The 23,532-nt window shown below is 64.8% G+C and carries 21 protein-coding genes, 2 tRNA genes and 1 other annotated feature; of the genes, 19 read left to right on the top strand and 4 right to left on the bottom strand.

The window, feature by feature from the left end:
* Nucleotides 1-88: 88 nt before the first annotated feature.
* Nucleotides 89-1,117 (bottom strand): extracellular solute-binding protein, encoded by a 1,029-nt coding sequence (locus tag ACWIKC_RS04600; RefSeq protein WP_454598950.1) that lies wholly within the window; start codon nt 1,115-1,117, stop codon nt 89-91.
* Nucleotides 1,118-1,375: 258 nt separating this feature from the next.
* Here ACWIKC_RS04600 and ACWIKC_RS04595 point away from each other — a divergent pair, with 258 nt between their 5' ends.
* The 3 genes from ACWIKC_RS04595 (at nt 1,376) to ACWIKC_RS04585 (ending at nt 6,153) form a co-directional block, all read left to right on the top strand.
* Nucleotides 1,376-3,478, top strand: coding sequence for a TonB-dependent receptor (locus tag ACWIKC_RS04595; protein ID WP_454598949.1), 2,103 nt, complete (start codon nt 1,376-1,378; stop codon nt 3,476-3,478).
* Nucleotides 3,479-3,813: 335 nt separating this feature from the next.
* Nucleotides 3,814-5,604, top strand: coding sequence for a bifunctional metallophosphatase/5'-nucleotidase (locus ACWIKC_RS04590; RefSeq protein WP_454598948.1), 1,791 nt, complete (start codon nt 3,814-3,816; stop codon nt 5,602-5,604).
* 39 nt (nt 5,605-5,643) lie between these two features.
* A complete protein-coding gene (locus ACWIKC_RS04585; RefSeq protein WP_454598947.1) occupies nt 5,644-6,153 on the top strand; it encodes a phosphoglycerate mutase family protein in 510 nt (169 codons plus the stop codon).
* Nucleotides 6,154-6,285: 132 nt separating this feature from the next.
* Here ACWIKC_RS04585 and asd read toward each other — a convergent pair whose 3' ends face one another.
* Nucleotides 6,286-7,149 carry an archaetidylserine decarboxylase gene (gene asd / locus ACWIKC_RS04580; RefSeq protein ID WP_454598946.1) on the bottom strand — a complete coding sequence of 288 codons (864 nt, stop codon included), beginning with the start codon at nt 7,147-7,149 and terminating at the stop codon, nt 6,286-6,288.
* 152 nt (nt 7,150-7,301) lie between these two features.
* Nucleotides 7,302-7,520 (bottom strand): helix-turn-helix domain-containing protein, encoded by a 219-nt coding sequence (locus tag ACWIKC_RS04575; protein WP_454598945.1) that lies wholly within the window; start codon nt 7,518-7,520, stop codon nt 7,302-7,304.
* 132 nt (nt 7,521-7,652) lie between these two features.
* Here ACWIKC_RS04575 and ACWIKC_RS04570 point away from each other — a divergent pair, with 132 nt between their 5' ends.
* From ACWIKC_RS04570 to accC, 11 genes are all read left to right on the top strand, one after another.
* The gene (locus ACWIKC_RS04570) at nt 7,653-8,078 is read left to right on the top strand and encodes a YidH family protein (protein WP_454598944.1); all 426 of its coding nucleotides are present in this window, start codon (nt 7,653-7,655) and stop codon (nt 8,076-8,078) included.
* Nucleotides 7,988-8,221 carry a universal stress protein gene (locus ACWIKC_RS04565; protein ID WP_454599437.1) on the top strand — a complete coding sequence of 78 codons (234 nt, stop codon included), beginning with the start codon at nt 7,988-7,990 and terminating at the stop codon, nt 8,219-8,221. Before ACWIKC_RS04570 ends, ACWIKC_RS04565 begins: the two co-directional genes overlap by 91 nt.
* Nucleotides 8,222-8,393: 172 nt before the next feature.
* Nucleotides 8,394-10,592 (top strand): spermidine synthase, encoded by a 2,199-nt coding sequence (locus ACWIKC_RS04560; protein ID WP_454598943.1) that lies wholly within the window; start codon nt 8,394-8,396, stop codon nt 10,590-10,592.
* An 85-nt stretch (nt 10,593-10,677) separates the two neighbouring features.
* Nucleotides 10,678-10,731: a sequence feature (sul1 is cis-regulatory element that is thought to sense ions involved in sulfur or methionine metabolism; They are found in Alphaproteobacteria), on the top strand.
* A gap of 93 nt (nt 10,732-10,824) precedes the next feature.
* Nucleotides 10,825-12,309 carry a SulP family inorganic anion transporter gene (locus ACWIKC_RS04555; protein WP_454598942.1) on the top strand — a complete coding sequence of 495 codons (1,485 nt, stop codon included), beginning with the start codon at nt 10,825-10,827 and terminating at the stop codon, nt 12,307-12,309.
* Nucleotides 12,310-12,333: 24 nt separating this feature from the next.
* Nucleotides 12,334-13,176, top strand: a complete 843-nt coding sequence (locus ACWIKC_RS04550; protein ID WP_454599436.1) for a universal stress protein — start codon at nt 12,334-12,336, stop codon at nt 13,174-13,176.
* Nucleotides 13,177-13,276: 100 nt separating this feature from the next.
* Nucleotides 13,277-13,651 (top strand): ArsR/SmtB family transcription factor, encoded by a 375-nt coding sequence (locus tag ACWIKC_RS04545; RefSeq protein ID WP_454598941.1) that lies wholly within the window; start codon nt 13,277-13,279, stop codon nt 13,649-13,651.
* Nucleotides 13,648-14,715, top strand: coding sequence for an ACR3 family arsenite efflux transporter (gene arsB / locus ACWIKC_RS04540; protein WP_454598940.1), 1,068 nt, complete (start codon nt 13,648-13,650; stop codon nt 14,713-14,715). Before ACWIKC_RS04545 ends, arsB begins: the two co-directional genes overlap by 4 nt.
* An 80-nt stretch (nt 14,716-14,795) precedes the next feature.
* Nucleotides 14,796-15,209 carry a holin family protein gene (locus ACWIKC_RS04535; protein WP_454598939.1) on the top strand — a complete coding sequence of 138 codons (414 nt, stop codon included), beginning with the start codon at nt 14,796-14,798 and terminating at the stop codon, nt 15,207-15,209.
* 683 nt (nt 15,210-15,892) lie between these two features.
* Nucleotides 15,893-16,363 (top strand): type II 3-dehydroquinate dehydratase, encoded by a 471-nt coding sequence (gene aroQ / locus ACWIKC_RS04530; RefSeq protein WP_454598938.1) that lies wholly within the window; start codon nt 15,893-15,895, stop codon nt 16,361-16,363.
* A gap of 134 nt (nt 16,364-16,497) precedes the next feature.
* Nucleotides 16,498-16,950: an acetyl-CoA carboxylase biotin carboxyl carrier protein gene (gene accB, locus ACWIKC_RS04525; protein WP_454598937.1), complete on the top strand. Its 453-nt coding sequence runs from the start codon at nt 16,498-16,500 to the stop codon at nt 16,948-16,950.
* Between the two features lie 8 nt (nt 16,951-16,958).
* The gene (gene accC, locus ACWIKC_RS04520) at nt 16,959-18,308 is read left to right on the top strand and encodes an acetyl-CoA carboxylase biotin carboxylase subunit (RefSeq protein ID WP_454598936.1); all 1,350 of its coding nucleotides are present in this window, start codon (nt 16,959-16,961) and stop codon (nt 18,306-18,308) included.
* 64 nt (nt 18,309-18,372) lie between these two features.
* On the opposite strand, the gene ACWIKC_RS04515 is transcribed toward accC, so the two are convergent.
* A complete protein-coding gene (locus ACWIKC_RS04515; protein WP_454598935.1) occupies nt 18,373-18,837 on the bottom strand; it encodes an Lrp/AsnC family transcriptional regulator in 465 nt (154 codons plus the stop codon).
* A 257-nt stretch (nt 18,838-19,094) separates the two neighbouring features.
* Between ACWIKC_RS04515 and ACWIKC_RS04510 the strand changes: the two genes are divergently transcribed.
* The 5 genes from ACWIKC_RS04510 to ACWIKC_RS04490 all read left to right on the top strand — a co-directional run bounded on the left by ACWIKC_RS04510 (nt 19,095) and on the right by ACWIKC_RS04490 (nt 23,529).
* A complete protein-coding gene (locus ACWIKC_RS04510; RefSeq protein ID WP_454598934.1) occupies nt 19,095-20,801 on the top strand; it encodes a histidine kinase dimerization/phospho-acceptor domain-containing protein in 1,707 nt (568 codons plus the stop codon).
* A 56-nt stretch (nt 20,802-20,857) separates the two neighbouring features.
* Complete coding sequence (locus tag ACWIKC_RS04505) at nt 20,858-21,856, top strand: polysaccharide deacetylase family protein (RefSeq protein WP_454598933.1); 999 nt, start codon at nt 20,858-20,860, stop codon at nt 21,854-21,856.
* A gap of 80 nt (nt 21,857-21,936) precedes the next feature.
* Nucleotides 21,937-22,009 (top strand) — tRNA-Ile (locus ACWIKC_RS04500).
* Between the two features lie 44 nt (nt 22,010-22,053).
* Nucleotides 22,054-22,130 (top strand) — tRNA-Pro (locus tag ACWIKC_RS04495).
* Nucleotides 22,131-22,194: 64 nt separating this feature from the next.
* Complete coding sequence (locus ACWIKC_RS04490; RefSeq protein WP_454598932.1) at nt 22,195-23,529, top strand: acetyl-CoA hydrolase/transferase family protein; 1,335 nt, start codon at nt 22,195-22,197, stop codon at nt 23,527-23,529.
* The last annotated feature ends 3 nt before the right edge of the window (nt 23,530-23,532 follow it).

Genomic DNA, 23,532 nt, shown 5'->3' with positions numbered 1-23,532 from the left:
AGCAGGACAATCAGCCCGGCCAGCCCCGCGAGACCCGCCAGCGGCGAGGGCCAACGGGGATGCCAGACGTTCGGGAACGCGGTTGTCGTCAGCGCCAGCCCGCCGCGCTCATCAGCGATTGCGCCTGCGGCTGCCGTGCCGCAAAGGCCGCCACGCTCATCGGATGCGCGGTGAAATCGGCGTAGGCATCGACCGGAGCAGGTGCCGGGACGTTGGGGGAGGCGGGGAATTCATTGTTGTTGGCCGCGATATGCCGCTGCGTATCGGCCGAGGCGAAGAATTCCAGCAGCTTCACGGCGTTGTCGCGGTTGGGCGCGTTGCGGGCGACGCCGCCGCCCGAGATGTTCACATGCGCGCCCTGCCCGTCGAGGCTGGGGAAGCCGAGTGCGACCTTGTCGGTCACGGCCCGGTCGGCGGCATCGTCGCCGCTGGCCATGCGGATGTAGTAATAGCTGTTGGTCAGGGCCACTTCGCACACGCCCGCGCCGACGGCACGGATCTGGTCGCGGTCGCCGCCCTCGGGCTGGCGCGCCATATTCGCGACCACGCCGCGGACCCATTGTTCGGCGCGTTCCTCGCCCCAGGCCTCGATCAGCGCGCCGACCAGCGACAGATTGTAGACGCTGTCGGAGGAGCGCACGCAGATCTTGCCGCGGAAGCGCGGGGTCGCAAGCTTGGCGTAATCGTCGATCTCTTCGGGCTGCACCCGCGCCGGATCATAGGCGACAACGCGCGCGCGGCGCATGAAACCGTACCAATTGCCTGCCGGCTCGCGCAGATTGGCAGGGATGCGGTCGTCGAGCGTGGCGGAGGTGACCGGCTGGAACAGTCCTGCCTGCTGGGCGCGCCACAGCGCCCCGGCGTCGGCGGCGATGAACAGGTCGGCGGGGCTGTTCTCGCCCTCGCTGGTCATCCGCGCCACCAGTTCGTCGGCGCTCCCTTCCATCAGATTGATCGCAATCCCCGTTTCCTCGGTAAAGCGGTCGTAGAGCACCTGGTCGCTGTCGTAATGGCGAGCCGAGTAGAGATTGACGACTTCCGATGCCTCGTTCTCGGTGCCACCGGAGCAGCCCGCGAGTGTGGCCATGCCTGCCAGCGCCAAAATCAATTGTTTCATGCGCATTCTGGGTGCTCCTCAATGTGAGAAAAAAGCCGTGTCTCCAGCCGATGCTGAAGCCTCATCAGCTTGGCGCGATAGCTGCAGATGATTGCCAAGGCAAGTTTGCGAACCAGTCGCAAAAAAATGGTTGCGAATGATTTGCATAGTCATTTGTGGCGGGAGCGGCAGGACGGCTAGGGAATTTTCCTTGCAAATGCGAAGTGGTCGCAATAGCAGCCCGCTCACTAAGAATGATTCGCAAAAAAGAGAACATACATGGCTCACCGCACGTTTCGCATCGCTCTGCTCGCTACCGTCGCTGGACTGCCTGCACCTGCGTTTGCAGACAATTCTGGCGATGAGATGCAGTCCCAACGCGACTATCTGCCGAGTGAGATCGTCGTGACCGGAGAACGCGACGGTTACGGCACCGACGATGGTTCGACCGCGACGAAGACGCCGACCCCGCTGATCGATGTGCCCCAGGGCATCAGCTTCATCACCGAGGATCAGCTTGAGGACCAGTCGATCCGACAGTTGAACGAAGCTTTACGATACGTTCCCGGAGTGAGCCTCGAAACCGGCGAGGGCCACCGCGACGAAGTCTTCATTCGTGGTCAAGAAACCACTGCCGACTTCTATCTCGATGGATTGCGCGACGACGCGCAATATTACCGTCCGCTCTACAATATCGAACGGGTCGAAGTGCTCAAGGGCGCCAACGCCTTGATCTTCGGTCGCGGGGCTGGTGGCGGCGCCATCAACCGGGTCTCGAAAACCGCGCAGACCAACGACATCTTCGCTGCCGGACACGCGTCGGTCGATACCTTCGGTGCCTTCGCATTGCTGGCCGATGTCAATCAGCCGCTCTCCGACACGATCGCGGTACGGCTCAACGGCACCTATGAAGAGTTCGACAATCATCGCGACTTTTACGAAGGCCGCTTTATTGGCTTCTCGCCCACTGTGACGGTCGACCTCGGCACGGCGACGCGATTGACCGCGACCTATTCCTACGACGACGATCGGCGGGTCGTCGATCGCGGCGTACCTTCGTTTCAAGGCGGTCCGCTGCGCGGCTTCGATCAGACCTTCTTCGGCGATCCCGACTTCAACAAGGGCCAGGCAGAGGTGCATATCGGGCGGGTTCGGCTCGACCATGAATTCGGCGATGGGGTTACGGCCAACGCAACCGTGCAGTATGGCAATTACGACAAGATATACGCCAATATCCTGCCGACCGGGACCAACGGTTCGACAGTGACGCTCGAAGGCTACGAGGACGCCACCACGCGAGAAAACCTGGTCGGGCAAGCCAATCTCGTCTGGGAAGCGGAAGGCGAAGGGTTCGCTTCGACCTTGTTGCTGGGGCTCGAAGCGAGCCGCCAGGACACACAGAACTCGCGCCGCACGGTCGTCTTTGGCGACAATGGCGAGCAAAAAATTTCCACCCCCTTGGGCGAGCGGATCGCGGTCCCTGCCTTTACGCTGGCCCCCGTGTCACGCTCGCGCGACAGCACGCTCGAGACATTGTCTTTCTATCTGCAGGAGCAGCTCGAAATCGGCGAGCATCTCGAGCTGGTGGCGGGGGTGCGCTGGGACCGGTTCGATCTCGATACGGTGAACTTGATCTCCGGCGTTCCCGGAGACCGGATAGACGAACGCATCAGCCCGCGCGCAGGTGTCATCGTCAAGCCAACCGATCGGCTTTCGCTTTATGCCAGCTACACCGAGAGCTTCCTTCCCCAGGCAGGCGATCAGTTTCTGATCATTTCGCCCGGCGATGCGCAATTCGAGCCAGAAAAATTCACCAATTACGAGGTCGGCGTCAAATGGGCGCCCCTGGATAAGGTGCTCGTGACCGCGGCCGTCTTCCGGCTCGACCGCACCAACACGACCGCGCCCGATCCCAACAATACCGGTCTGATCGTACAGACCGGGGAAAGCCGCGTCGAAGGGTTCGAGATCGGTGCCGTCGGCTCGATCACCGATTTCTGGCAGGCGAATCTCGGCTACACCTATCTCGATGGCGAGCTGCGCACGGCTTCGGATTTCGGGCCGGAGGACGCCCGGTTGCAACAACTGCCGCGTCACCAGATTGCCGTTTGGAACCGTTTCGATGTCACCGAACAGCTCGGATTCGGCTTGGGCGTAATTCACCAGAGCGACCAGTTCGCAAGCTTTTCGAACACCGTCGAGCTGCCCGGCTACTGGCGCGTCGATGCTGCGGCCTATTACACTATTACCGATCGGCTCAGCGTTCAGGTGAACATCGAAAACCTGTTCGACGAGACCTATTTCCCTAGCGCGCACGGCAACAACAACATCCAGCCAGCCGAGCCTTTCAGTGCCCGGTTCGGCGTACTGGTGGAGATCTGAGGACAGCGTACGGCGTATGGAGACGCTGCGATGCTCGCGTTGCCGCGGCGTTGCCATAGCCTTTTGCGGGCGACTATCTCGAGGCCGTCGATGGCGAAGCGTGGGACGGCTATTTCCCCCGAAGCTACGACCAGCTGGGCTGGTGGGGCGAAGCAGCGGCTGAACAGAGATCCCCATCGGCACCGGGACCAAGACCTGGACCGGGGCCAATGCTTTCGTGCAAGATCCATCCCAGCGCAAAGCGCCTTGGGCGGTCGCTTGCTCTGGGCGGAGAGGTGACAGGGCGCGAACGCTATGGCACCAGCCGCTTCGCGTTTGTCTTTGGGAGTGTGCCGATGCGCCGCATCGCTTTGCCGTTGCTGTTGGTTGCGAGTGCGCTGACCGGCTGTGCCCAGGGTTCGATACCGGTCGGGGCCCCGTCTGCCGCCGATGCGCAGCCCGTTTCGCGGCCGGTCGAGGTTGCGCTGATCGCGTTCAACGACTTCCACGGCAATCTGCAGCCGCCGCGGCGGGCCATAACCCATGCAAGCCCGGCGGGTGACGAGCTTCAGGTCCCCGCGGGCGGCGCCGCCTACCTCGCATCGGCGATCGAGGAGGCACGCGAGCGCAGTCCCAACAGCCTGGTGGTGTCGGCCGGAGACCTGGTCGGCGCCTCGCCGCTGATTTCCAGCCTGTTTCTGGACGAGCCCACCATTCACGCGTTCAACCTCATCGGCCTGGATTTCAATGCCGTGGGCAATCACGAGTTCGACCGTGGCAGGGCCGAGCTGCTTCGCCTCGACCAGGGCGGCTGCGAGAAACACACGCCGCGCGATCCCTGCGCCGTCGACACGCAATTCGGCGGTGCCGAATTCGGTTTCCTCGCGGCCAATGTCGTCACCGAAAGCGGCGGCACGCTGTTCCCGTCCTACGCCATCCGCAGCTTCGGCAGCGGGAATGCGCAGGTAGAGATCGCGGTAATCGGCATGACGCTGGAAGGCACGCCGACCGTGGTGACACCCGACGGTATTGCAGGCCTCGATTTTCGCGACGAGGCCGACACGGTGAACGCGCTGGTGCCGCGCCTGAAAGCCGAGGGTGCCGACGCGATCGTGGTTCTGGTTCACGAGGGGCTGAACTCCAATTACGGCTATAACGCGAAGTCTTGCGAGGGCCTCAGCGGAGACCTCATGCCGGTGCTGAAGCGGCTCTCGCCCGAGGTCGACGTGGTCGTCTCCGGCCACACCCACAACGCCTATATCTGCGACTTCGCGCAGCTCGACCCGCAGCGCTCGTTCCTGGTGACCAGCGGCGGCCAGTTCGGCACTCTGCTGACCGAGATTCGGCTGACCGTCGACCCGGTGAAGGGTGTGGTTTCACGCAGCGCGCAGAACCTCATCGTTCAGGGCGAAGGCTTTACCAATTCGGCCGGGACGATCGAGGTTACGGATGCAGTGCCGCGCTACCGCGCGGATCCTCTCGTCGCAGCGCTGGTGGAACGCTATCGGGCGGCCGCCGAACCGCGCGCCGCGCGCGTCATCGGAAGCCTCGGCGGCCCTGCCCCGACCAGCCGCACCCACACCGGCGAGCAGGTGCTCGGCAATCTGATCGCCGATGCCCAGCTCGCTGCCACCAGCGATCCTGCCCAGGGTGGCGCGCAGATCGCCTTCATGAATTCAGGCGGTGTGCGCGCCGAGATCGTGCCGGCAGAGGGCGGCGCGGTCAGCTACGGCCAGTTGTTCGCCGCCCAGCCCTTTGGCAACACGCTGGTGGTCAAGACCTTCACCGGTCGTCAGATCGTGGAGCTCCTGGAACAGCAGTTCGCGAGCGGGTCCAATTCGGTGGGCCAGCCCAACATCCTCTTGCCCTCGGCCGGCTTCACCTACGGCTTCGATCTCAGCCGCCCTCGGGGCGAGCGGATCATCGATCCGCGTGTGAACGGCGAGCCGTTGCGGGAGGATGAGCTCTACCGGGTGACGACCAACAGCTTTCTTGCCAGCGGCGGCGACAATTTCACGATCCTGCGTGATGGCGTGGACCAGCTTGGCGGACCGCAGGATGTGGACGCGCTGGAAGCCTACATCCTTGCCAATCCGGGCCTGATCCCCCCGGCCGCCAATCGGTTCCGGGACGAGACTCCGCGCTGAGGGTCGACGATTTCGCATCACCACAACGGAGTTGAGCATATGCAAAAATGGCTGGGACTGGTGCTGCTTGCGGCCTTCACGCTCGGAGCCTGCGCGGCGCCGGCTGCTGCCCCTCCCCCGAAGTCCGTGGCTTCTGGCGCCGGGAAGACGATCTTCGTCACCAGACATATGCAGAAGGCGCAAGGCGAAGACCCGTCGCTCAGCGGTGAAGGTGCAGCCGCGGCACAAAGCCTTGCTCGCATGCTCGCGGACGAAGGCATCTCGGCAATCTTCGCCACTCCCACACGCCGGGCGATGGAAACCGCCGCTCCGCTCTCGAAGCTGACCCGCGTTCCCGTCACCCCATATGATCCCCGGAACCCTCGACAACTGGTTGCACTGGTCGCCGCGGCCCAAGGATCGGTCCTGGTAGTCGGCCACAGCAACACCGTTCACGACCTGATCGCGCGCTTCGGCGGAGCGCCGCCAGCCCCACTGACGGAACAGGATTACGGGACGGTGTTCATTATAGATGCCAAAGGCGGCGTCCGAGCTATCGAAGTCCGTTGACCTATTGGTTGCGGCAGAGGATTGCCCAACCCGAACGAACGAATGGACCACTCCACCCCGGCTATTTGCCAATTGCGATATCTACCGCCGTAAGGGCCAGCAGAATTGCTGGCGCTAGCAACCGAACCGGCCTCAAACTGGGCAATTGCCCATCCGTTCGCCCAGACGCACAGGCCCTTCGGACTTCCAGTCGCGATTGAATGCTATGACGTCGCGGCCGAACAGCATGACGACCGTCGAACCGAGCAGGAACCTGCCCATCTCCTCGCCTTGCGCGAGTACGATATCCCTGTCGGGATAGATCCACTCGGCCGGCTTGCCGCTTCGCTTCGGGTTGACCACCCCGTGCCACACGGTCGCCATGCTGCCGACGATGGTCGCGCCGACCAACACCATCACGAAGGGACCGTGCTTGGGAGATTCGAATACGCAGACCACGCGCTCGTTGCGGGCGAAGAGGTTGGGCACGCCGCGCGCGGTCACGGGGTTCACCGAGAAGAGCGCGCCGGGCACATGGATCATTCGGGTTAGCTTGCCCTCGCAGGGCATGTGCAGGCGGTGATAATCCCTCGGCGACAGGTACAGATTGGCAAAGCTGCCGTGACGGAACCGCGCCGCCAGCGCAGCGTCGCCGCCGACCAGCTCGGTCGTGGTAAACCGGTGCCCCTTGGCTTGCAGCATGTGATGATCGTCGATGGCCCCGAGCTGGCTGATCGTGCCATCGACCGGACAGACGAAATCGGCGTCGGCGATCGGGCGCACCCCGGCTTTCAGCGCGCGCGTGAAGAACTCGTTGAAGGTTCGATAACTTGCGATGTCCGGATTCCCGGCCTCGCTCATGTCGACACCGTATTTGCCCACAAACCAGCGGATCAGTCTTGTCGTCGTCGCTCCCGCCCGGGCTCCGGCAATGCGTCCGGCCAGGTTGGTCAGCGCCTGCTTCGGCAGCAGATATTGGGGCAGGACTTTCAGTCGATCAAAAATGGCAAACCTCACTTGTTGGCAGCGTCATCGCGGTGACGATAGCGGCAATGGGGTGGCACGCGAACTCCCGCCCCAGCGTACGATCGAGGCCCGACTGGCCTGCGCTCGATAGGCCACCACCTTACCCGGTCTTACCCTCGTTCAGGATCATAAGGCCGACGCGGTTACGGAACTGGCTCGGGTCGGGCCGGCGCGGAGAGGTAGTTCCCCGCATCTATGGTTCTCAAGTGCGACCCCCGGCGAAGATACAGATAGCTGTCGTCGAAACCGCCAGCCCGGGCAAGTGCCGATACATCCGGGATGGTCAGCGAGCCATGGCCGAGCTCGATCAGCCCGGCCTTGCGCAGCGTCTTGATGGTCCGGTTGACGTGAACGGATGTCATACCCGTTGCATCTGCGAGATCCCGCTGGGTCAAGCCAAGCACGCCAGAAGCGTCTGAAGAGCGACAACCCAATGCGCGCCCGCCCCAGGGCTGCGCTCTTGTCTTGCGCCCCGATGTGCTTACCCTGCCGCCATGGCACAGGATGACGAAGCCGACAGCAAGAGCGATCCCGACAAGAGCACGGAATGGGCCGAGTTTCGCACCGATCTGGCCGAAGATCGCACCGTCCAGGCGACCGAGCGCACCTTTGCCGGTTGGTTGCGCACCGCCTTCGCTGCGATCGGTGTCGGCATCGCCTTCCACGTGGTGTTCGGGGATTTCAAACCGCCCTGGCTGGCGCAGGCGATCGCCTCGCTGTTCATAGTGCTGGGCATTTCCATTGCGTTCACCGCCGAAACGCGCGCCAGCAAGACCTTCGCCCGTCTCTCCAGTCACGAGGTCGATCGTCCAAGAGCGCCGAATATCCGCTGGATGAGCTGGTCCATCATCGCCGGAGGCGTGGCGCTGATCGCAGGCATCTGGGTTCTCAACGACGGGACGATCGGCCAGAGCGGCTAGGCGGTGTCTCGACAGCAATCCGATGGATCGTCGTTGCCGCGCACCGGAAGAATATCGGTCGCCTGATCCTTGGTTCGAACGCCCATGCGATCATGCGCGATGCTCCTTGCGATGTCCTGCTGGTGCGAGACTACAAGACCTGATCGCTGCGAGCGGCTCGTCTTGCGATATATTGGCGCTCGATGGTCGGGGCCGTGCGCCGGCGAGGTCTCCCTGTTCGGGGAATCGGCTTGTCCCGACCTGGGCACTGGGATACCCGGCGGCGCGCGTGCCAGCATGGTTCCGCATCCGCGAGCGTCAACCAGTTGAGATGCGATGAACCTGCCCATGCCAGCGACCACGCCCCAACCGCCCCGCCGTGCGCTGTTCGCGCTCGTAATCTTCGCGGGCAGCTTCCTGCTGTTCCTGATCCAGCCGCTGGTGGCGCGCCTCGCGCTGCCGCAGCTCGGCGGTGCGCCAAATGTCTGGAACAGCGCGATGCTGGTGTTCCAGCTGCTGCTGCTGGGGGGCTATGGCTATGCCCATTGGCTCGGTCGGCTGACCCTGCGGCGGCAGGCAATGGTCCATATCGCGCTGCTGCTGCTGGCCGCGATCGTGCTGCCGATTTCGCTGGCCGATATCGCGCGCCCCGGTGCCGGATGGGAAGTGCTGTGGGTCCCGGCACTGCTGGCGCTGACGGTCGGCCCGGTGTTCCTGCTGGTGGCGGCGCAGGCCTCGCTGATCCAGCGATGGTTCGCCGCGGCTCCGGGCGCGGGCAATCCCTATCCGCTCTATGCAGCGTCGAACCTGGGCAGCTTCACCGGCCTCCTGGCCTATCCGCTGTGGCTCGAGCCGCGACTGTCGCTCAGCGCGCAGAGCGAGCTGTGGTCGCTGGGCTATGGCGTGCTGATCCTGCTTTCCTTGCTCGCCGTGGCGCAGCGCTGGAAGACTGGCGATGCGGCAGCGGAACCGGTTGCGAAGGCGCGCTCCGAGCGACCTGCAATGCGCGTGGTGCTGCTGTGGCTGGCGCTCGCGGCGGTACCTTCGGGGCTGATGCTCTCGACCACCACGTTGCTGACCACCGACATCATGGCGATGCCGCTGCTGTGGGTAATCCCGCTGGGGCTGTACCTGCTCAGCTTCTCGGTGGCGTTTTCCGAGGCCGGGCACTGGACGCGGATCCTGACACGGATGGCACCGGTGCTGCTGCTCGCAGGCGGCAGCTTCGCGCTGGTTTCGGGCGGACAGGCCAACCCGGCGATCGCGTTGGCGATGGTCGGGCTCTTGTTCGTGCTCGCGGTCGCGCTCCACGGCAGGCTCTACGCGCTGCGCCCCGCCCCTTCACAGCTGACCTATTTCTACCTCATCGTCGCCGCCGGCGGAGCGCTGGGCGGCGGTTTCACCGCGCTACTTGCCCCGGTGCTGTTCGACTGGATCTACGAGCACGCCATCCTCCTGCTGGCAGGCGCAGCACTGACGCCGCAGACGCTCGTGATCGAAAGGCTGCGCGCATTCCTGCGGGAACATGCCGTGGGCAAGGCGATCGCCACCGCGCTGGTCGTGTTCGCCGCGCTGCTCGCCTGGTGGCTGCACCGCGCCACTTTGGCAGGCGATGGCGAGACCATCCTCGCGCTGATCGCGGTGCTGACGCTCATCGGCGTAGCGCTGGTGGGCGTACGCTGGGCCTTCGTCGCGGTCGCAAGCCTGCTGATGCTCGGCCACGGCGGCCTCTCGACGCTGGCGCTCACCGCGCAGGGCGAGCGCGCGCGGACCTATTTCGGGGTCTATAGCGTGGTCGAGACCGAGGACGGGCAGTTCCGCCAGCTCAATCACGGGACCACCAATCACGGACGGCAATGGCTCGACCCCGAACGGCGCCGCGATCCCACCAGCTATTACGGCGATTCCGCAGGGATCGGCATCGCGCTCAACGCCGCCGCCGCGGATGCCGAGATCGGGATTGTCGGTCTGGGTACGGGAACGCTCGCCTGCTATCGCCAGCCGGGGCAGCGCTGGGCCTTCTTCGAGATCGACCCGCAGATCGTGACCTATTCGCGAGACGGGAGCTTCAGCTTCCTTTCCGACTGCACGCCCGATGCGCGGATGATGATCGGCGACGCGCGGCTCGAGCTCGCCAAGGAACGCCCCGGCCGCTTCGACCTCCTGGCGATCGACGCCTTTTCCTCGGACTCGATCCCGCTGCACCTGATGACCGAGGAAGCCTTCGCCACCTATGGCCGCGCGCTGAATCGCGACGGATTGCTGCTGGTGCATATCTCCAACCGTTTTATCGATCTGGCACCGATGGTCTCGGCGCTCGCAGAGGCGCAAGGCTGGCAGGGGCGGTTGCGCTTCGACGACGAGGATCTTGCCGAAGGTTTGACGCCATCGGTGTGGATAGCGCTGGCGCGCGACGAGCAGGCGCTCGCGCGGCTAGAAGGCGATGAGGATTTCGCCTGGGAACCGCTGCCCCGCCCTGCCCGCCGGGCCTGGACCGACAACAATGCGTCCATCCTGCCGCTGATCCGCTGGTAGGAGCGAGTCCGGGCACCCTGCGAAGGCCCGCACGCGCCTTCGCACTTGCAGCATTCCGGATTCTGGCATAGAGGCACGCAAATCCATCGGACCCGGCGCTGCCGGGTGGCTCGGCCCGGCGCCTATCCCCGGGACAATGTTCAGACCGGCAGTTCAAAACGCACATCATGGTTGATGCTTTCGCATCGCACCATTGCGCCACGCCGGTCGTGTGGGTCAGGCAAACATTCCCATGTTCGATATCGCTGCGCTCAGGCGCGAATGGCTTTCCAATCCCCGCCGCGACATTCTCGCCGGGATCGTGGTCGCGCTCGCGCTGATCCCCGAGGCGATCGGTTTCTCGATCATCGCCGGGGTCGATCCGCGCGTCGGCCTCTACGCCTCCTTCTCAATCGCGGTGATCATCGCGCTGGTCGGTGGCCGGCCGGGGATGATCTCCGCCGCGACTGCCGCGGTGGCGGTCATCGTCGTGCCGCTGGTGCGCGATTACGGCGTCGAATATCTCTTCGCCGCGACCGTGCTGATGGGCGTGATCCAGCTGATCGCGGGCTATCTGCGGCTGCATCTGCTGATGCAATATGTCTCGCGCTCGGTAATCACCGGCTTCGTCAACGCGCTGGCGATCCTGATCTTCATGGCGCAATTGCCCGAGCTGACCGGCGTGCCGATGCTGACCTATGCGCTGGTCGCCGCGGGCCTCGCGATCATCTACCTGATGCCGATGCTGACCAGGGCGATCCCTTCGCCGCTGGTGGCGATCGCGGTGCTGACGGCGGTGGTCTATTACTCGGGCTTCGACGTCCGCACGGTGGGCGATATGGGCGAACTCCCCTCCTCGCTCCCCGCCTGGCTGATCCCCGACGTGCCTTTCACGCTCGAGACGCTGCAGATCATTCTGCCCTATTCGGCGACGATGGCCGCGGTCGGCCTGCTCGAATCGATGCTGACCGCACAGATCGTCGACGATCTGACCGACACCGGTTCGGACAAGCAGCGCGAGATGAAGGGTCAGGGCATCGCCAATTTCTTCACCGGCTTCCTTGGCGGCATGGGCGGTTGCGCGATGATCGGCCAGTCGGTCATCAATGTGAAATCGGGCGGCGAGACGCGGCTTTCGACCATGGTCTCGGGCGTGTTCCTGCTGTTCCTGCTGCTGGTGCTCGGCTCGCTGGTGGCGATCATCCCGATGGCCGCGCTGGTCGCGGTGATGATCATGGTCTCGATCGGCACTTTCTCCTGGCGTTCGATCAAGGACATCCGCATCCACCCCTGGCAGTCCTCAGTGGTCATGCTCGTTACCGTCGTGATCGTGGTCTGGACCCACGATCTGGCGCAGGGCGTGCTGGCGGGCGTGATCCTCTCGGGACTGTTCTTCGCCAGCAAGGTCAAGCGGATGTTCACCGTCGAGACCGATCTGTCCGAGGATGGCCGCACGCGGACTTACCGTATCGGCGGGCAGGTGTTCTTCGCCTCCTCCGACAGCTTCGTCTCCGCGTTCGACTACAAGGAAGTGCTCGACCGCGTCGTGATCGACGTGACACAAGCGCATTTCTGGGACATTTCGGCGGTCGGCACGCTCGACAAGGCGATCTTCAAGTTCCGCCGCGAGGGGACCGAGGTCGAAGTGCTGGGCCTCAACGATGCCAGCGCGGCGATGATCGATCGCTATGCAATTCACGACAAGCCCGGCGCCGATGAGCAGCTGGGCGCGCACTGAGTGGGAGAGAGAACCTTGGAACACGTGCTCGCGGCGATCGACGCCTCGACCTACGCCACCAGCGTATGCCGTCATGCCGCATGGGCGGCGACCCGGCTGTCGCTCCCGGTCGAACTGCTCCATGTGGTGCAGCACCAGGACCCGGTAACCGCGCGCAAGGATCTGTCGGGCGCGATCGGGCTCGGGGTCAAAAGCGATCTGATGGAAGAGCTGGTCCGCCTGTCGCAGGACAGCAGCCGGATCGAAATCGAGAAAGGCCGCGTGCTGCTGACCGCGGGCGAACAAATGCTGCGCGAAGCCGGTGTCGCGCGAGTCACCGCGCTGCACCGCCACGGCGGGGTGGTCGAAACCATCCTCGAACGCGAGGATACCGCGCGCGTCCTGGTGCTGGGCAAGCGCGGCGTGGCGCATGAATCGGCGGGCGACCATATCGGTTCGATGATCGAGCGAGTGGTGCGCGCAAGCGCCAAGCCGGTGCTGGTAGCCTCGCGCGAATACACCGAGCCGCAGCACATCGTCTTCGCCTATGACGCCAGCCCTGCGGCCGATCGCGCGCTCGAGCGGCTTGCCAATTCGCCGCTGTTCGCCGGCCTGCCCGTCACCATCGTGATGGCCGAAGCCGGCAGCGAGGCCGATCGCGCCAAGCTGGCCAAGGCGGAGGCCACTTTCGCGCCCGAACATTCGGTCACCGCCATCATGGAGCGCGGCAAGGCCGAGCAGGTGATCCCGGGCGTCGTCGCCGCGACCGAAGGCGCGCTGCTCCTGATGGGCGCTTATGGCCATTCGCCGATCCGGCGGATGATCCTTGGCAGCACGACCACCGAGATGGTCCGCACGGTCAAGGCTCCGGTGCTGATGGTCCGCTGAGCCGAGCATGATATAGGCTCGATAATTCGACTGTTTTCGAACTATCGATTGACGCATCCACGTGTCGCGCTATTTCGCGTCCCGACACACGGGAGCGAACATGCCGGAAACCGAGCAAATCTGGGCCGTGGATGCGCTGGCTGCGCTGGCGCATGAGACGCGGCTGACGGTGTTTCGCATGCTCGTCCAGGCTGGCCCCGCGGGCATGATGGCGGGCGAAATCGCGCAGGCCTGTGGCGTGCCCTCCTCGACCATGTCGTATCATCTCGCCAATCTCGAACGCGCCGAACTCGCACTCTCGCAGCGCGAGAGCCGCGTGATCCGCTACCGCGCGCATTTCGACGGGATGCGGCGGTTGATGGGCTTCCTGATGGAGGATTGCTGCCGGGGCGACCCGCGGCTGTGCGCCGACCTGCCCGAGCTTGTAGCCTGCCCGCGGGGAAGCACCGGCGATCGGAGGGGGCTCGTAGAGTGAACACGCTCGCCCAGCCAGAGCCAGCCGCCTCCCCTCTCGGCGCATTCGAACGCTATCTCTCCATCTGGGTGCTGGGCGCCATCCTCGCCGGGATCGCGCTGGGGCTGATCGCGCCCGCTCTGGTCGGGGTGATCGCGGGGTTCGAATACGCCTCGGTCAATCTCGTCGTCGCGGTGCTGATCTGGGCGATGATTTTCCCGATGATGGTCGGGGTCGATTTTTCCAGCATCAGAGATATCGGCCGCAAGCCCAAGGGGCTGGTGATCACGCTGGTGGTCAACTGGCTGATCAAGCCGTTCACCATGGCCGCGCTGGCGGTGCTGTTCTTCGATTACATCTATTCCGGGCTGATGACGGAGGGCGAAGCCGACCAGTATATCGCCGGGCTGATCCTGCTCGGCGCCGCGCCCTGCACTGCGATGGTCTTTGTCTGGTCGCAGCTGACCAAGGGCGATCCGGCCTATACGCTGGTGCAGGTCTCGGTGAACGATCTGATCATGATCGTCGCCTTCGCGCCGATCGTGGCGCTGCTGCTCGGCGTTACCGACATCGTGGTGCCGTGGGAGACGCTACTGCTTTCGGTCGGACTCTATGTCGTGGTGCCGCTGGTCGCGGGAGCGTTCGTCCGGGGCCGCGTGGTCGCGAGCCATTGCGGCGACGAGAGCGCAGTTGACGGTTTCACCGCGCGGCTCAAGCCCTGGTCGATCATCGGCCTGCTAGCGACGGTGGTGCTGCTGTTCGCGTTCCAGGCCGAGATCATCGTCGGCAATCCGCTGCTGATCGTGCTGATCGCGATCCCGATCGTGATCCAATCCTACGGGATATTCGCGTTGGCCTATGCCGCCGCCTGGGCGTGGAAGGTGCCGCACAATATCGCCGCACCCTGCGCTATGATCGGCACGTCCAATTTCTTCGAACTGGCGGTGGCGGTGGCAATCGGACTGTTCGGCCTGTCGAGCGGCGCGGCGCTGGCGACGGTAGTAGGGGTGTTGGTGGAGGTGCCGGTGATGCTCTCGCTGGTCGCATATGCGAACCGCACCAGCAATCGCTTTCCTGCGAACTAGTTTCGCCCATACGGCAAATTTTACTTTCCTACACAAACCCATTTGGTTCATTCTTCCGGCGACTCGGAAGGAGAACCCGCATGGCAATCGTCGAAACGCTGATCGGTCCGCTCGCCTCGCTGCTCGACAAGCTCATCCCCGACAAGGAAGCGCGCGCCAGCGCCAAGCTCGAGCTGCTCCATCTCGAAGGCACGCAGGAATTGCGCACCATCGAGGCGCGGCTCGCGGCGATCGTCGCGGAGGCGGGCTCTCAGGACCCTTGGACCAGCCGCGCGCGCCCGTCGTTCCTCTATGTGATGTACGTGCTGCTGCTGTGGGCGCTGCCGATGGGGGTGCTCGCCGCCTTCTCGCCTGCCACCGCGCAGGATATCGCCGCCGGTATGAACGCCTATCTCGCCGGCCTCCCCGAACCGCTCTACGCGCTCTTCGGCACCGGCTACCTCGGCTACACCGCCGCGCGGCAATGGGGCAAGGTCAAGGGCGTGGATCGGTAGGGGGTGGCGATTTTCCGTGACCGCGGGATAAACTGGTATTGGTAGGAAAGAAGACGCTAGGTATCGTGGACGACTGCATCAATAACGCGCTCATCTTTCCACCGCACAGTCAGCACCCAAGTGTCCAGAAAGCTAGGGCACAAGGGCCAATACTCCTCCGCCGGCGCGGACCGCCATTTCTCCGGCTTGCCCAGTAGCCCCAGCAGGTCGTCGCGCGATTTGCCTTCGATTCCGACTCGCAGTCGAAGGTCGGCAATCATGGCGCACCTCGTATCATCGGCGGGCCAACCTGTGGGGTCAGCTTCCTTCCATGCTTGCGAGTCAAACAAGCGAGGAGCGGTCGATGTGTATGGACGCCCAGCCAGCCAGCCAGCGGGCAGTGCTAAGAGAAGAACGCCAAATATAATGAGACCAATGCAACCGCGCTTGCGCGACGTTGTATCCAAATAGGTCATTGCGCTGAAGCATCGCATTTTAACCGAACGACCGCAATTGGGTTGTCTCAGGCCTTTCCTTCTCCTCCCCCTTCAGGCAGAGGTCGGGTAGGGGTGTTTGGCGCCTGACGCCACTGGCGCCGCACCCCCACCCCCGGCTCCTCCCCAAGGGGATGGGGGAAGGCGGGGCAGCAAGTAGCGAAGCGAGACCGTCGACAAACAGGCGCTCCTGCGGCTAATCCTAGCCCCATGCCTGCCACCCCCCCCACAACGCCCTCCGCGACACAAACCCGCCGGATTCTCGTCCTCAACGGACCCAATCTCAACCTCCTCGGCCAGCGCGAGCCCGACATCTACGGGCACGCCACGCTGGCAGATATCGCGGCGCTGCTCGCGGCGCGTGGCCACGAACTCGGGCTCCAGGTCGAATGCCGCCAGTCGAACCACGAGGGCGTGCTGCTCGACTGGCTGCAGCAGGCCGAGGGAGAGGGTTTTGCGGCGGTGCTGCTCAACGCCGGGGCCTACACCCACACCTCGATCGCGCTGCTCGATGCGATCCGCAGCATCGCGCTGCCGGTGATCGAAGTGCATTTGTCGGACCCCTCGCAGCGCGAGGAGTTCCGCCATCGCTCCTATGTCGGCATGTCGGCGGCGGACACCGTGCAGGGCCTCGGCGCGCAATCCTATGTCGTCGCGCTGGAGCGCGCCGCGGCGCTGTAGAGCGTGACCACGAGGTGGGTTTGTGACCATGTGCCCCCCTTGCCACACGCACGCCTCACGCGCATAAGTCGCGCAAATAACAAACAAGGAAGACCATGGCGGAACGAAAGAGCGGCTCCGGGGAAAAACCCGGTATGAATGTCGATATGGATCTGGTGCGCGAACTGGCCGAGCTGCTCGCAGAGTCCGGACTGACCGAGATCGAGGTCGAGGACGACGATCGCAAGATCCGCGTCGCGCGGACCATCAGCGCCGCGCCGGTCGCCGCAGCGCCGCAGTTTGTCGCCGCTCCCGCCGCCGCACCGCCATCGCTGGCGCCGGGATCCGACGTGCCCGCTCCTGTCGCCGATCACGCCAATGCAATGAAATCGCCCATGGTCGGCACGGTCTATATGGCGCCCGAACCCGGCGCCGCCGATTTCATCAAGGTCGGCGACACGGTCGAAGCGGGCGACACGCTGCTGATCATCGAAGCCATGAAGGTGATGAACCCGATCGCCGCCGATGCCTCGGGCACGGTCAAGGCCATCCTCGTCGAGAACGCCCAGCCGGTCGAATTCGATCAGCCGCTGGTCGTCATCGGCTGAGCATTCCCATGGACATTACCCGCATCCTGATCGCCAATCGCGGCGAAATCGCCCTGCGCATCCACCGCGCGGCGCATGAAATGGGCATCGAGACGGTGGCGGTGCATTCCACCGCCGACGCCGATGCCATGCATGTCCGGCTCGCCGATCACGCGGTCTGCATCGGACCCGCTCCAGCTAGCGAGAGCTATCTCAACATCGCCAACATCATCTCGGCGGCCGAGATTTCGCACGCCGATGCGATCCATCCCGGCTACGGATTCCTGAGCGAAAACGCCAAATTCGCCGAGATCGTCGAGGCGCACGACATTGCCTGGATCGGCCCCAAGCCCGAGCATATCCGCACCATGGGCGACAAGGTCGAGGCCAAGCGCACCGCGGGCGCTCTCGGCCTGCCGCTGGTCCCGGGCTCGGCGGGCGCGGTCAGCGATTTCGACGAGGCGCGCGAGATTGCGCAGGAGATCGGCTACCCCGTGATCATCAAGGCCGCCTCGGGCGGCGGCGGGCGCGGGATGAAGGTCTGCGAGAGCGAGGACACGCTCGAGACGCTGATGCGACAGGCCGGCAACGAAGCCAAATCCGCCTTCGGCGACGCCACCGTCTATATCGAGAAATATCTCGGCAATCCGCGCCATATCGAATTCCAGATCCTCGGCGACGGCCAGGGCAAGGCGATCCATCTGGGCGAGCGCGATTGCTCGCTCCAGCGCCGCCACCAGAAGGTGCTCGAGGAAGCCCCCTCCCCCGTGCTGGGTGAGGAGGACCGCAACCGCATGGGCAACATCTGCGCCAAGGCGATGGCCGACATGGGCTATCGCGGCGCCGGCACGATCGAATTCCTGTGGGAAGACGGCGAGTTCTACTTCATCGAGATGAACACGCGGCTTCAGGTCGAGCACCCGGTCACCGAGATGATCACCGGAATCGACCTGGTGCGCGAGCAGATCCGCATCGCCGAGGGCAAGCCGCTGGCGATCACCCAGGACGAGGTCGAGTTCAAGGGCCACGCGATCGAGTGCCGGATCAACGCCGAGGATCCCTTCACCTTCGCCCCCAGCCCCGGCGATGTGACCTATTACCACGCTGCGGGCGGGATGCATGTCCGGGTCGATAGCGGGCTCTACGCCGGCTATCGGGTCCCCCCCTATTACGACAGCATGATCGCCAAGCTGATCGTCTATGGCCGCAGCCGCGAAAAATGCATCATGCGGCTGCGCCGTGCGCTCGACGAGATGGTGATCGAGGGCGTCAAGACCAGCATCCCGCTGCATCAGGCGTTGCTCGGGCAGGACGATATTCTGAGCGGCGACTATTCGATCAAATGGCTCGAGGACTGGCTCAAGGAACGCGAGGTCTGACCCAAAGTCAGACCGGCTGCGCGGGCGCCATGCGGCGCTCACGCAGCACTTACGGCGCGGGTCTTCAGCCCAGCGGCACGCCTGGCAGGTTTTTGCTGGTGCGGATCGTCAGCGAGGTCTTGACGCTGGCGACATTGGGCGCCGGCGTCAGCTTGCTGGTCAGAAATTCCTGGAACCGCTGCAGATCTTCGCTCACGATCTTGAGGATAAAGTCGATCTCGCCGTTGAGCATGTGGACTTCGCGCACCTCGGGCAGATCGGCCATCGCCGCTTCGAATTCGCGCAGATCGCCCTCGGCCTGGCTGCGCAGGCTGACCATCGCGAAGACGGTGATCGAGAACCCCAGCTTGGCCGGATCGAGATCGGCGTGATAGCCGCGAATCACGCCCAGTTCCTCGAGCGCGCGAACGCGTCGCAGACAGGGTGGTGCGGTGAGGCCGACGCGATGGGCAAGCTCGACATTGGTCATTCGCCCGTCGTCCTGCAATTCCGCCAGCAGGCGACGATCGATAGTGTCGAGGTTTGCCATTCTACGAGCCCCCAATACGGCCGCCGCGGCTAGTTTCGCTGCAAGTGCGAAAGGTTGTGCCGCGACGATGCGCGTTCTGCTAATAATGTTGTTCTTGCCAGCAATTGTCCCGCTTTGCAACGTGGGCGCAACTTTGTGTTCAGCCTGTTCGTTACACAGATATGAAGGCATAGGTGAGAGGGCATCCGGGTAGCCGACAAGCCTGTCGAACACGGCCGCCTAGGATGGCGTCGATCCCTTCGCATACCCGGAGAAGCATGCATTTCGACGACCGCCTTGCCACCGTTCTGCGCCATCGGGCGACCGGAGAACGGGCCGCGCAGACACAGTTTCGCCAGCTGCTCGACCTGCTGGGCGATCCTGCGGGCGGGCGCGACGCGAGCCTCGAGGCGGCTGCCTATCTGCGGCTAGACGCGCTGGCGGCGCTGATCCCTTTCCGCGAGCGAGCACGGATCGTCGAGAGCGACGGAGTGCGGATCCGCAATGCGCGGCTGGTCGAATGGCTTGCAGAAGCGGAACCCGATGTCGCCGCCGCCGCACTGTCGCAGGCGCGGCTGGGCGAGGCGGAATGGGCAGAGGTTATTCCCGAGCTGCCGATCCGCGCCCGCGGTTTCCTGCGCAATCGCCGCGATCTTCCTCCGCGCGCCGTCGCCATTCTCGATCGTTTGGGCGTCAGCGATCGCGGCCTGCCGCTGCCCGAGCGGGTCGCGACGCCCGAGCCCGTCGAACCGCCGTTGGCGCAGGCCGCACCCGCCAACGACACGAGCGCCGATAGCACCGGCTCCAGAGACGACAGCGGGATCGCCGCGCTGGTCCGCCGGATCGAGGCCTTCAACAAGGCGCGCGAGACCGGCACAACCGCCGTCGACCGCGAATCCGCTCCGCAATTGCCGCTCGACCGCGAGCCTCGCGACGGGTCGCGGCGGCGCAGCGAGCTGTTCACCTTCGCCACCGATGTCGACGGCAAGATCGAATGGGCCGACCCGGCGATCGCGACGATGGTGGTCGGCACCGATCTGGTGCGCGGTCAGGATCGCTCCGCGCTCGGGCCGCAAAGTGCCTTCGCCAGTGCTTTCTTCAACCGCCAGCCGCTGCGCGAGGCGCCGGTCGAGCTGGCCGGCGCCGAGCGGATCGCGGGCACTTGGCTGGTCGATGCCACCCCGCGCTTTACCCGCACCGACGGGCGCTTCTACGGTTACGTCGGGCGCTTCCGCCGTCCCGCCGATACCAGCGCGCAGGACCAGGCCGAGAGCGAGGCCGACCGCATCCGCCAGCTGCTCCACGAATTGCGCACCCCGGTGAACGCGATCCAGGGTTTCGCCGAGGTGATCCAGCAGCAATTGTTCGGTGCTACCCCGCATGAGTACCGCGCGCTTGCAGCGGCGATCGCCGGCGACAGCGCGCGGATGCTGGCGGGATTCGACGAACTCGACCGGCTGGTGCGGCTCGAAGGCGGGGTGCTCGATCTCGAACCGGGTAGCAGCGATTTCGCCGCCATCCTGCGCAAGCAGATCGAGCAGCTGCAGACCGTGCTGTCGTCGCGCGTGGCGCGGCTCGAATGCGACTGGACGCTGTCCAGCGCCGCGATCCCGCTCGAAAAGCAGGACGCCGAAATGCTCGCCTGGCGGCTGCTTGCGACCATCGCCGCGACCACCGGTGCGGGCGAGCGGATCGTGCTCGAGCTAGGGCAGGACGACGGCCAGCTGTCGCTGCGCTGCGCGCTGCCTGCGACCCTGGCGGCATCGAGCGATCTCTTCGCCACCCAGAACCGGCCCAGCGGCGGTGCGCTCAGCCCCGGCATCTTCGGTGCGGGCTTCTCACTGCGGCTGGCGCGAGCGGAAGCGCGCGCGGCGGGTGGCGAGCTGGCGCGCGATGGCGATGCGCTGGTGCTGACCCTGCCGCTCTTGACCGGCGCCGTGGCGCCACCTAGCCGGGTGGATGCCCCGGACAGCGCCACAGGATGAAGCAGCGCCCCGGGCTTGATGGGGTGTGGGGACGCCTGGAGGGGGAGCGCGACGCATTGCCAGATTCACTGCTCGCCCCGCCAGCCGCTCAGGCGCGCACGCGTTTCGAACCCGGCTTCGGTCAACGCTCGCTGCTGACCGTCGACACCGAGGAAGAGTTCGACTGGGACGGCGATTTCAACGCCTTCGAATATAGGCTCGAACAATTCCGCGCGCTCGAACAGTTTCAGCAGTTCGCCGAAGGCCTGGGTGTGCCCCCGGTCTATCTGATCGACTGGCCGATCGCGCAATCGCCGCGCGCGCAGGAAATCCTCGGCGATGCGGTGCGGCGCGGCACCGCCGAGATCGGCATCCAGCTCCACCCCTGGGTCAATCCGCCGCACAGCGAGGAAGTCAATCCTTACAACAGCTTCGCCGGCAACCTTCCCGCCGATCTCGAACGCGACAAATTCTTGCGGCTGCGCGATGCGATCGAGAAGAATTTCGGTTGTCATCCGCAGATCTATCGCGCCGGGCGCTACGGGCTTGGGCCGCACACCGCAGAGCTGCTCAAGGAGGCCGGCGTCCCGATCGACTCATCGGTGCGCTCGCGCTTCGATTACAGCGCCGGGCATGGCGTCGATTATTCGCGCCATCCGCTCGAACCCTATTGGGTCGATGCCGAGCGCCAGCTGCTCGAGCTGCCGCTGACGACGGTGTTCTGGGGCCTGTTGCGCAAGCAGGGGCAATGGCTCCATCCCCGCGCCTCGGCCTTTCCACTGGTCAACGGCCTGCTGTCGCGGCTGGCGCTGCTCGAGAAGATCGCGCTGACCCCCGAGGGCGTGACCCGCGAAGAGGCGCTGCGCGGAATCGACATCGCGCTCGACGACGGCCTTCCGCTGCTGGTGCTCAGTTTCCACAGCCCCTCGCTGATGGTGGGCAAGACGCCCTATGTCCGCAACGAGGACGAGCTCGACGCGCTCTACGACTGGCTGCGCGCGATCTACGCCTATCTCGAACTGCGCAGCGTACGCCCGACGACGGTGGCCGAAATCATCGCCAGCGTGGAAGTCTGAACGCCTTTTGCTTGCTCTGCGCGGCGCTGCGGTATAACCGCCAGCCCGCTCATCCGGGATATGCCCATCCGGCATGCTTGGGGCCTGTAGCTCAGCGGTTAGAGCTGGCCGCTCATAACGGCTAGGTCGCGGGTTCGAATCCTGCCGGGCCCACCGGATGGGGCGGACGGGTGGAGCGAGGCTTAAAAGGCCTCAGTCGGGGAGTAGCGCAGCCTGGTAGCGCATCTGCTTTGGGAGCAGAGGGTCGCAGGTTCGAATCCTGTCTCCCCGACCAATCTTTCTGGAATGCCGGCAACCACCCGCTCACCTCTATGCCCGGGCTATCGCCCTCCCCCCGCATGCCCTATCGCTGGCCGATGGATCCCGCAGCGCTCTATCGCTCCAAGCTGACCACACCCGACGCCGCCGTGGCCGAGATCCGCTCGGACGACAATGTCGCCATGGCAATGGCCATCGCCCAGCCGCCGGCCTTGCTGACCGCGCTCGCCCGGCGGGTGGAGGGTGGCGGGCTCGAGCGCTTGAACCTGTGGTATTTCCATTCGATGGAGCACGCCGCGCGGACCATCCTGCGCTACGATCTGCTCGACCGGGTGCGCCCGCATTGCATGTTCCTGACCCGGATCGAGCGCGACCTTATCCGGCGCGCCGCCGAGGATGGCCGCAGCGCGATCGAGTTCGTCCCGGTAGCCTTCAGCGAATCCTCGAAACTGCTCTCCGAGGATGTCGCGGTCGACACGTTCGTCACGGCGGTTTCTCCGATGGACCGGCACGGCTGGTTCACCTTCGGGACGGGCAACGATTACGCCAGCACGGTCGCGCGTTCCGCCGGGCGACTGGTGGTCGAGGTCAATCCCAACATGCCGCGGGTCTTCGGGGATTCGCTGCTGCACATCTCCGAGGTCGATGCCATCGTCGAGCACGAGACGCCGCTGGCCGAACTCGCTTTCCCCGAGAGCACCCCCGAGGACGAGGCGATTGCCCGGACGGTCGCAGCGCTGATCGAGGACGGGTCCTGCCTCCAGATGGGGATCGGCACGCTGCCCAATGCGGTCTGCGCGATGCTTGGCGGGCACAAGAATCTCGGCATCCACACCGAATTGCTGACCCCGGGGCTGGCCGACCTGATCCGCTCAGGCGCGGTGAACAACCGTTGCAAGACCACCTATCCGGGACGCAGCGTCTTCACTTTCGCGATGGGCGATGCGGCCTTCTACGACTTTCTCGACGACAATCCGGCGATCCACAGCGCCCCGGTGCAGGTGGTCAACGACCCGCGCCACATCGCCAAGAACGACCGGGTCGTTTCGGTCAATGCGACGCTGCAGATCGATCTCGGCGGCGCGTGCAACTCCGAGCATCTGCTCGGGCGACAGTACAGCGGCTCGGGCGGCCAGCTCGATTTCGTCCGCGGTGCTGCAGCATCGCGCGGGGGCAAGTCGATCATCGTCTGCCACTCGACAGCCAAGGAAGGCACTGTCTCGCGGATCGTGCCCCGGCTCGACGGCCCCGTGACCGTCCCGCGCAACGACACGCAGATCGTCGTGACCGAATACGGCATGGTGGATCTGAAGGGAAAATCGCTTGCCGAGCGCGGCGAAGCGCTGATCGGAATCGCGCATCCCAAGTTCCAGGACGAACTTGCCGACGCGCTGGCGAGCGGTACGATGACCTAAGAA

It is taken from the genome of Qipengyuania sp. SM2507 (genome assembly GCF_053714505.1).
Note: the sequence above shows the minus strand (reverse complement) of the source record. Positions and strands in the feature narration are given on the sequence as shown.

Coding starts and splice junctions, on each gene's coding strand:
- ACWIKC_RS04600 (WP_454598950.1), bottom strand. CDS start 1,117: ATGAAACAATTGATTTTGGCGCTGGCAGGCATGGCCACACTCGCGGGC.
- ACWIKC_RS04585 (WP_454598947.1), top strand. CDS start 5,644: ATGCAAAAATGGCTGGGACTGGTGCTGCTTGCGGCCTTCACGCTCGGA.
- ACWIKC_RS04555 (WP_454598942.1), top strand. CDS start 10,825: ATGTTCGATATCGCTGCGCTCAGGCGCGAATGGCTTTCCAATCCCCGC.
- accC (WP_454598936.1), top strand. CDS start 16,959: ATGGACATTACCCGCATCCTGATCGCCAATCGCGGCGAAATCGCCCTG.
- ACWIKC_RS04515 (WP_454598935.1), bottom strand. CDS start 18,837: ATGGCAAACCTCGACACTATCGATCGTCGCCTGCTGGCGGAATTGCAG.
- ACWIKC_RS04490 (WP_454598932.1), top strand. CDS start 22,195: ATGCCCTATCGCTGGCCGATGGATCCCGCAGCGCTCTATCGCTCCAAG.
- aroQ (WP_454598938.1), top strand. CDS start 15,893: ATGCCTGCCACCCCCCCCACAACGCCCTCCGCGACACAAACCCGCCGG.
- ACWIKC_RS04510 (WP_454598934.1), top strand. CDS start 19,095: ATGCATTTCGACGACCGCCTTGCCACCGTTCTGCGCCATCGGGCGACC.
- ACWIKC_RS04535 (WP_454598939.1), top strand. CDS start 14,796: ATGGCAATCGTCGAAACGCTGATCGGTCCGCTCGCCTCGCTGCTCGAC.
- ACWIKC_RS04570 (WP_454598944.1), top strand. CDS start 7,653: ATGGCACAGGATGACGAAGCCGACAGCAAGAGCGATCCCGACAAGAGC.
- ACWIKC_RS04590 (WP_454598948.1), top strand. CDS start 3,814: ATGCGCCGCATCGCTTTGCCGTTGCTGTTGGTTGCGAGTGCGCTGACC.
- accB (WP_454598937.1), top strand. CDS start 16,498: ATGAATGTCGATATGGATCTGGTGCGCGAACTGGCCGAGCTGCTCGCA.
- ACWIKC_RS04545 (WP_454598941.1), top strand. CDS start 13,277: ATGCCGGAAACCGAGCAAATCTGGGCCGTGGATGCGCTGGCTGCGCTG.
- ACWIKC_RS04575 (WP_454598945.1), bottom strand. CDS start 7,520: ATGACATCCGTTCACGTCAACCGGACCATCAAGACGCTGCGCAAGGCC.
- ACWIKC_RS04595 (WP_454598949.1), top strand. CDS start 1,376: ATGGCTCACCGCACGTTTCGCATCGCTCTGCTCGCTACCGTCGCTGGA.
- ACWIKC_RS04560 (WP_454598943.1), top strand. CDS start 8,394: ATGAACCTGCCCATGCCAGCGACCACGCCCCAACCGCCCCGCCGTGCG.